Source organism: Nocardia sp. NPDC058640 (assembly GCF_042716995.1).
GTDB lineage: Bacteria > Actinomycetota > Actinomycetes > Mycobacteriales > Mycobacteriaceae > Nocardia.
Genome location: NZ_JBHXRG010000031.1, coordinates 54,827 through 62,858 on the forward strand (window position 1 = coordinate 54,827; position 8,032 = coordinate 62,858).

The 8,032-nt window shown below is 65.6% G+C and carries 8 protein-coding genes; 4 read left to right on the forward strand and 4 right to left on the reverse strand.

Annotation, left to right across the window (positions count from 1 at the left end; all coding sequences use genetic code 11):
- Positions 1–14: 14 nt before the first annotated feature.
- Positions 15–1,301, reverse strand: coding sequence for a M18 family aminopeptidase (locus ACFWU5_RS24585; RefSeq protein ID WP_379269125.1), 1,287 nt, complete (start codon positions 1,299–1,301; stop codon positions 15–17).
- 47 nt (positions 1,302–1,348) lie between these two features.
- On the reverse strand, positions 1,349–1,786 hold the full coding sequence (locus ACFWU5_RS24590; RefSeq protein WP_379241199.1) for a MarR family winged helix-turn-helix transcriptional regulator: 438 nt from the start codon (positions 1,784–1,786) through the stop codon (positions 1,349–1,351).
- A 60-nt stretch (positions 1,787–1,846) separates the two neighbouring features.
- On the opposite strand from ACFWU5_RS24590, the gene ACFWU5_RS24595 reads away from it, so the two are divergent.
- Positions 1,847–2,920, forward strand: coding sequence for a substrate-binding domain-containing protein (locus tag ACFWU5_RS24595; RefSeq protein WP_379269127.1), 1,074 nt, complete (start codon positions 1,847–1,849; stop codon positions 2,918–2,920).
- Between the two features lies 1 nt (position 2,921).
- Here the strand turns inward: ACFWU5_RS24595 and purQ are convergent, their stop codons facing one another.
- Both purQ and purS read right to left on the reverse strand, forming a co-directional pair.
- Positions 2,922–3,599 carry a phosphoribosylformylglycinamidine synthase subunit PurQ gene (gene purQ / locus ACFWU5_RS24600; RefSeq protein WP_379241197.1) on the reverse strand — a complete coding sequence of 226 codons (678 nt, stop codon included), beginning with the start codon at positions 3,597–3,599 and terminating at the stop codon, positions 2,922–2,924.
- Entirely contained in the window at positions 3,596–3,832 is a 237-nt protein-coding gene (gene purS / locus ACFWU5_RS24605; protein ID WP_056818769.1) for a phosphoribosylformylglycinamidine synthase subunit PurS, read from the reverse strand. The genes purQ and purS overlap by 4 nt, the downstream gene beginning before the upstream one ends.
- A 97-nt stretch (positions 3,833–3,929) precedes the next feature.
- On the opposite strand from purS, the gene ACFWU5_RS24610 reads away from it, so the two are divergent.
- The 3 genes from ACFWU5_RS24610 to aspT all read left to right on the forward strand — a co-directional run bounded on the left by ACFWU5_RS24610 (position 3,930) and on the right by aspT (position 7,995).
- Positions 3,930–4,574: an MBL fold metallo-hydrolase gene (locus ACFWU5_RS24610; RefSeq protein WP_379241196.1), complete on the forward strand. Its 645-nt coding sequence runs from the start codon at positions 3,930–3,932 to the stop codon at positions 4,572–4,574.
- An 85-nt stretch (positions 4,575–4,659) separates the two neighbouring features.
- The gene (locus tag ACFWU5_RS24615; RefSeq protein ID WP_379269128.1) at positions 4,660–6,288 is read left to right on the forward strand and encodes a bifunctional aspartate transaminase/aspartate 4-decarboxylase; all 1,629 of its coding nucleotides are present in this window, start codon (positions 4,660–4,662) and stop codon (positions 6,286–6,288) included.
- A 27-nt stretch (positions 6,289–6,315) separates the two neighbouring features.
- Complete coding sequence (gene aspT, locus ACFWU5_RS24620; protein WP_379269130.1) at positions 6,316–7,995, forward strand: aspartate-alanine antiporter; 1,680 nt, start codon at positions 6,316–6,318, stop codon at positions 7,993–7,995.
- Positions 7,996–8,032 lie beyond the last annotated feature (37 nt).

An 8,032-nucleotide genomic window follows, 5' to 3' on the forward strand; every position in this document is an offset into this window, starting at 1 on the left:
ATCGCCCGTCCAGGTCAGGCTTCGGGGGTCAAGAAGGCCGCGAGGGCGGAGGCGTAGGCGGGGACGTCGGCCGCGCCCATGAGTTCGCGGCAGGAGTGCATCGCCAGTTGGGGGGCGCCGACGTCGACGGTCGACATGCCGGTGCGGGCCGCGGTCATCGGGCCGATGGTCGAGCCGCACGGCAGGTCGGCGCGGTGCACGTAGCGCTGCAAGGGCACGTCGGCCTGCGCGCACGCCAGCGCGAACGCACCGGCACCCGCCGCGTCGGTGGCGTAGCGCAGGTTCTGGTTCACCTTGAGTACCGGCCCGCCACCGACCTGGATGCGATGCGCGGGCTCGTGCCGATCCGGGTAGTTCGGATGCGTGGCATGCGCCATATCGCCCGAGGCGACCACCGAACCGGCAAGCGCCGCAAGGTAATCCGCGCGTCCACCACCGCGGGCCAACACGATCCGCTCCAACACCGCGGGCAGCAGATCCGACTGCGCACCGCGATCGGACTGACTGCCGACCTCTTCGTGGTCGAACATCACCAGCACCGCCGTCGCCGCTCCCGGCTCGTCGGCGGCGGCCAGAAACGCCTGCAACCCGGCATAACAGGTGCCCTGGTTGTCCAGCCGCGGCGCGCTCACCAGATCCAGATCCCGGCCCACGATCGTGCTCGGTGCGAGGTCGTGGGTCATCAGTTCCCAGCCCAGCACGTCGGCGCCGTTCACCCCGGCCCGCTCGGCGACGAAGTCCAGGAACGGCGCGGGACCGTCACCGATGCCCCAGATCGCGTTCACGTGCCGTTGCGGGTCGAGGGTGACCCCGCGTCGGTCCTCGGACAGGTGGATCGCCAACTGCGGCACCCGCAGGATCGGCTCGTCGATACGCACCAGCACGTCACGCATCCGCGCACCCTCGCGCACACTCAACCGCCCCGAAAGCCCCAGCTCCCGGTCCAGCCACGAGTTCAGCCAGGCGCCGCCGTACGGTTCCAGCCCGACCAGCTGCCACCCGGCCGAGGCCAGGTCGGGGTGCTGTTTCACCCGCAGATTGGGGCTGTCGGTATGCGCGCCGACCACCCGGAACGGCGCTGCGGGCACCGCGTCGTAGTCGGCCCACGCGATCAGCGAACCACCGCGCACCACATAGTGTTTGCCGCCCGCGTCATCCCACGCCGACGCCTCGGTCAACGGCGTGAACCCGTTGCCGTCCAGCTCGGCGGCCACCGTCGCGCACACATGAAACGGCGATGGCGAGGCATCGATGAAGGCGCACAATCCACTGGCCGTGGCCGCTGTCAGAGAAACGGGCATTCTGCGATCCTAGGCACGATGCCGCGCTCGGGCATCGGACTGTCGGGTCAGTCGTCGAGTTCGGCGACGACCGACAGCGCCGCCATCAGTTCGCCATACCGGCGAACACCCAGGCGGGTGCGCAGTTGTTCCTCGGCGAGTTTTTCCTGCGCGCGGATCTTGGCGGCCAGTTTCGCGCCGAGGCTGCTCAGCCCGATCAGGATCCGGCGGCGGTCGTCGGTGGCCGCGACGCGGAAGATCAGCCCGCGTTCGGCGAGGTAGTCCGCGTGCCGGGTGGCCGAGGACGGGGCAAGGCGCGCCGCGGCGGCCAGCTCCGACATCGTCATCCCGCTGTCGGTGGACAGCTGCGCCAGCATCGCCCAGTGGTCGGCGGTGAGATTGTCAGCCGTCAGCGCCGATTCCAGTCGACTCACCCAGTTGCGCTCCGCGGAGCGCAAGGCACCGTGCAGCGTGGAATACCCACATATGATGGACACTGATCGCATTCCCACCTGCCGAGAAATTCATTCGAACAATCCTGTTCGCACAAGGCGATAGAGTACAGAATGCCCAGTTTCGGCCAGAGCCGGGATGAAACGATCGAGATTGTGTCGATCGTGCCCACACAGGGCCCTGGCGGCATCATCGCCCCCTCGTGCACCGCCGCCATTTCGCTGGCCGTCGACGAAATCAATAGCGGCACAGGAATTCTCGGCCGCGAAATTCGACTCACCACTCTCGACGGCGGGCGTGAACCGCACGAGGTGGCCACCGAAGTAGAGGCCTTTCTCGCCACCGGAATGGTCGGCGCGATCACCGGCTGGCACACCTCGGCCGTGCGTCGCGCGGTGGCCGAGGTGGTGGACGCGCGGGTGCCGTATCTCTATGCCACCGACCACGAGGGCCTGCCCGACGAGCGCCCCGGCGTGCTGCTGGTCGGCGAACATCCCGACCATCAGAGCGTGCCCGCCGCGGCCTGGATGGGCCGCGAATTGGGGGTGCGCCGGTGGGCGGTGATCGGCAACGATTACATCTGGCCGCGCCGCACCGCCGACGCCCTGCGCCGCTCGCTGCCCAGCCCCTACGACATCATCGTCGAACAGTATGTGCCGTTGGGCACCACCGATTTCGACGATTTCCTCGACAACCCCGCACTGCTGCTGGCCGACGCGGTGCTGATCTTGATGGTGGGTGCGGACACCGCCCGCTTCAACCGCCAGTTCACCGCCACCGGGCTACCAGCGGTGATGCCGCGCCTCAGCCCCGCCGTGGATGAGAACGTGCTGCTGAGCGCCGGCCCGTCGGCGAACGTCAATCTCTACGTGGCGTCGAGTTTCTTCCTCGACGACCACACCACCGAGGGCCGGTCCCGGCAGGCCCGCTACCGCGAGCATCAGGGCCAATTCTCCCCAGCCCTAACGACATTCAGCAATTCCACGTATGAGGCGATCCATCTGCTGAACAGCCTCGCCGACACCGTGGGCACCCTGGACGTGGAGACGATCATGGGCCGTTCGGAGCACGGTCTTGTCCTCGACGGCCCCGCGTCGCGCCGAGGTTTTCTGGGCAATCAAGCAGTCGGCCCCGCCCACCTGGCTCAGGCGAACGGGGTCGACTTCACGATCATCGATGATCTGTAGTTCAGGCCTTCACGAAACTGTCGATCACCGAGAAGAACATGCCCAGACCGTCATCGCTGGGGCCGGTCAGTGCTTCGGTGGCGTGCTCGGGGTGCGGCATCAGGCCCACGACCCGGCCGTTGGCCGAGGAGATGCCGGCGATCCCGCGCTGCGAACCGTTGGGGTTGTCGCCCGCGTAGCGGAACACCACGCGACCTTCGCCCTCGAGCTCGTCGAGCACCTTCTCCGACGCCTGGAAACGCCCTTCGCCCGACTTCAGCGGCACCAGCAGTTGCGCGCCCGGCTCATACCGCGAGGTCCAGGCGGTATCGGTGGCTTCCACGGACAGCCACTCGTCGCGGCAGATGAAGTGCAGGCCCTCGTTGCGGGTGAGCGCACCGGGCAGCAGCCCGGCTTCGCACAGCACCTGGAAGCCGTTGCAGATACCCAGCACCGGCATGCCCTGGCCCGCCGCGCGCACGACCTCGCCCATCACCGGTGCGAACCGGGCGATGGCACCGCAGCGCAGGTAGTCGCCGTAGGAGAACCCGCCGGGCACGATGACCGCGTCGACACCCTTGATATCGGCATCGGCGTGCCACAGGCTCACAGCCTCGGCACCGGCCAACCGCACCGCGCGGGCAGCGTCGACATCGTCGAGCGTGCCGGGGAACGTAATAACGCCAATGCGTGCGCTCACGAGACCCGAACGACCTTCCAGTCCTCGATCACCGTGTTCGCCAGCAGCGCCTCGGCGATCTGCTCGAGCTGAGCGTCCGACACACTGTCGTCCACCTCGAGCTCGAATCGCTTGCCCTGCCGCACATCCGAGATTCCGGCGAACCCGAGACGCGGCAGCGCGCCGACCACGGCCTGTCCCTGGGGATCCAGAATCTCGGCCTTCGGCATGACCTCGACCACGACTCGTGCCACGCGTTGCTCCTCAAGTGGTGTGGGGGTTACGCCAGAAATCCTAGTTGACCCGGCCGTGCAGCCCGCCTTCCGGGGTAGTAGCGGCTTAGCATCGGGTATGCGTATCGCCCACTTCGGTCATTCCTGCATCCTCGTGGAACTGCACGGCGTGAAAGTGCTGTTCGACCCCGGCACCTTCGCGCACGGTTTCGAGGGCATCACCGGCTTGGACGCGATCGCGGTGACCCACCAGCACCCCGACCACATCGATCCCAACCGCATCGGCGACCTGATCGAGAACAATCCCGGCGCCCGCCTGCTGTCCGATCCGCAGACCGCCCAGCAGCGCAGCGAGGGCTGGGAGCCGGTGTCGGCCGGGCAGGTCCTCGATATCGGCGACTTACAGATCACCGGCGGTGGTGGAATGCACGCGGTGATCCACCCGGAGATCCCGGTCGTGGACAACACCGTGTTCCAGCTGGGCACCGCGTCCGATCCCGCCCAACTCGTTCATCCCGGCGACTCGTTATGGGTGCCGCCGGTCCCGGTCGGTGTGCTCGCCATTCCGGCTGTCGCCCCGTGGATGCGCATCTGGGACACCATCGACTACTTGCGCGCGGTCAATCCCCGCACCGCCGTGCCCATTCATTTCGGCATCATCGAACCGTCAGCACAGGGCATCTATTTCGGCAGGCTGGCCGAAATGGCACCGGCGGGAACCGAGTTCCGCGTCCTGGAACCCGAGGATCAAGGCCAGTTCTGACCCCTGCGTGTTGGGTCATCGCGCGCGCGACCTCGTGCCATGCTTTTCGCGGAACGACCGGACTTCAAAACGCGGAGGTTGGTTGATGGGCTCGGACGAGGTCGATCGCGGGAACGAGAAGAAGTACGAACAACTGAGCCCCTTCGAGCTCAAAGACGAACTCATCGCTTTGGCCGATGACAACATGAAGAAGACCGCAGGCACGTTGATCAACGCGGGTCGCGGCAATCCCAACTGGACCTCCATCGTGGCCAGAGAAGCCTTTTACCTGCTCGGCCGTTTCACCTGCACGGAGGCGAAACGGGACTGGGACGAATTCCCCGGGCTGGCGGGAATGCCCCAATCCAGCGGAATAGCAGCACGATTCGACCAATTCCTCACCGCCGAACCGGAAACCGACGCGGTGAAACTGTTGCGCGGCGCGGTCGAATACGGCGCCACCCGAAACTTCGACCCCGACGCGTGGGTGGGCGAGTTGGCCGACGCGATCAACGGTGACCACTACCCCGATCCGCCCAGGATGCTGACCCACATCGAACAGGTGGTGCACGCCTACCTCGAGCTCGCCATGGGCGGTGCACCGAAAGGTGGCTGGAACCTGTTCGCCACCGAAGGTGGCACGGCCGCCATGTGTTACGTGTTCGACAGCTGCGTGGTCAACGGCCTGCTCGCGCCCGGCGACCGGATCGCGATCATGACCCCGATCTTCACCCCCTACCTGGAGATCCCGCACCTGCGGCGCTACGACTTCGACGTCGTCGAGATCCAGGCCTCGCAGCTATCCGCCGACGGGTTGCACACCTGGCAGTACCCCCTCGACGAGATCAACAAGCTCGCCGACCCCCGGATCAAGGCGGTGTGCCTGGTCAACCCGTCGAATCCACCGTCGATGAAGTTGGACCAGGCCACGCTGGACCGCATCACCGAGATCGCCGCGAAGGAGAATCCGAACCTCACGATCATCACCGATGACGTGTACGGAACCTTCGTCGACAACTTCACCTCGCTCATGGCGGTCGCCGCGGCCAACACCATCGGGGTGTACTCGTTCAGCAAGTACTTCGGATGCACCGGTTGGCGGCTGGGCGTCATCGCGATCGCGAAGGACAACACCTTCGATCCGCGCATCGCGAAACTGCCCGCCGCCCAACAGGAACAGTTGCACAAGCGCTACTCCATTCTCACCCTCGATCCTTCGAAGCTGAAGTTCGTCGATCGCATGGTCGCCGATTCGCGCGATGTGGCGCTCAACCACACCGCCGGATTGTCGACACCGCAACAGGTGCAAATGGCACTGTTCGCCCTGACCGACCTGCTCGACAAAGACGGGCAGCACAAGAAGGAATGCGAGGCGATTCTCGCGCGTCGATTGCGGGAACTGTGTGCGGGCCTGCAGATTTCGATTCCGAACAGCCCCGATTCGGCGCACTATTACATCGAACTCGACCTGATGCTGTGGGTGAAGAAGCACTGGAGCGCGGAGTTCGCGCAGTGGTTGGAATCCGAGCACGAACCGGTTGATCCGGTGTTCCGGCTGGCCGAGCAGGGTTCGATCGTACTGCTCAATGGTGGCGGTTTCGACGGCCCGGAATGGTCGGTGCGGGTGTCGCTGGCCAATCTCTGGCAGGACGACTACGCCGAGATCGGGCGGCGACTGCGCGAGATCATGCAGGAGTATCACCGTGAGTTCGAAAGTCGTGCCGAGACAAGCTGACCCGACTCACCCCTCGAGGACAATTCCATGGACGCGATCAAAAGGTTCCTACAGGACTCCCCTGAGACGGCGCTTTTTCTGTGTTTGGCATTGGGCTACGCGATCGGCAAGATCCGCATCTGGAAGTTGTCGCTGGGCGGAGTAGCCGGGACGTTGATCGTGGCGATCTTCGTCGGGATGGCGGGCCACATCGTCTTGAACGATCAGGTCAAGAACATCGCCTTCGCGCTGTTCATCTTCACCCTCGGCTTCGTCTCCGGACCGACCTTCTTCGCCAGTCTCAACCGAAAGAGCTTGAAATACGGGACATTCACGGTGATCGAGGTGGTCAGCATCTTGGCGATCACCGCGGCCGCGACAGTCATCATGAAGCTCGACCCGGGCACCGCCTCGGGTCTGATGGCCGGTGGCGCCACCGAATCCGCCGCGGTCGGCACCGCGACCGATGCCATCGCCAAGCTGGATCGACCGGCCAACGAGATCAGCGCACTGCAGGCCAATGTCGGTACGGCGTACTCGATTTCGTACATCTGCGGGCTGATCGTGATCGTGCTGCTGTCGAGCCAGGTGTTCCCGCTGATCATGCGGATCAACCTGCGCGACGAGGCCGAGAAGCTGTGGCAGAAGATGGGCGGCGGTGCCGATTCCGCCAACGAGGTGCCCGCGGCGCCGGATCTGGTCGGCCGTGCGTTCCAGGTGCAGCGGGTGGCAGGCAAGACCATCGGTGCGGTGACCGCGAGCCTGGGCGGTCATTTGACCGTGGAGCGAATGGTGCGCGGCGGCAAGCCTGTGACCGTCACCGACGATGTGGTGCTGCAGGCCGGTGATCAGGTGCTGGTGGTGGGACTGCGGTCGGCGATGGTGCCCGCCGAAGACGCGATCGGCACCGAGATCGTGCCGACCGCCGGCCTGGAGACCTCGCTGGAAACCGACCAGGTCGTGCTCGATCATCGACAGACCAAATCCACCACCATCGACGAGTTCGACAAGCAGCTCGGCAAGGGTCTGTTCCTCACCGGCGTGGTCCGCGAGGACAAGGAACTGCCGTTGCGTCCCGGCACGGTGGTGCAGCGCGGGGACACGGTCCAGCTGACCGGTTCGAAGGCCGATCTGGCCAAATACATTCCCGGACTCGGCTATCGACTCGACCCCAGCGTCAAGGCGGACATCATCTACATCGCCCTCGGGGTCGCGCTGGGGTTCATCATCGGCAAGATCGTGATTCCGGTGGGCAGCATTCCGATGACGCTGGGCACCGGCGGCGGCTGCTTGCTCACCGGATTGCTGTTCGGCTGGTTCCGGTCCAAGAACCCCAAGATCGGTCAGTACGCCCCGGCCGCGGCGGAAGTCATCAAGACGCTGGGCCTGTCGGTGTTCATCGCGGTGGTCGGGCTGACGTCCGGGCCGCAGGCGGTGAGCCTGGTCGCCAAGTTCGGTTTCGGGCTGCCGATCGCCGGGGTGCTCATGACCGCGATTCCCGCGTGCATTTCGCTGCTGGTGGCGTGGAAGATCATGAAACTGCCCGCGCCGCTGGCGTTGGGTGCCATCACCGGGCAGCAGTGTTCGACGCCGGGTATCACCGCGGTGCAGCAGGTGGCGGGAAATGCCACGCCGCTGATGTCGTACACGATCGTCTACGCGCTATCCAATGTCGCGCTACCGCTGATGGGGCCCATCACGGTCGCGATGACCGAGGCGCTTTCCTGAAGTATTGAGGCCGCCGCCGCGCGCTGATCGCCAGTAC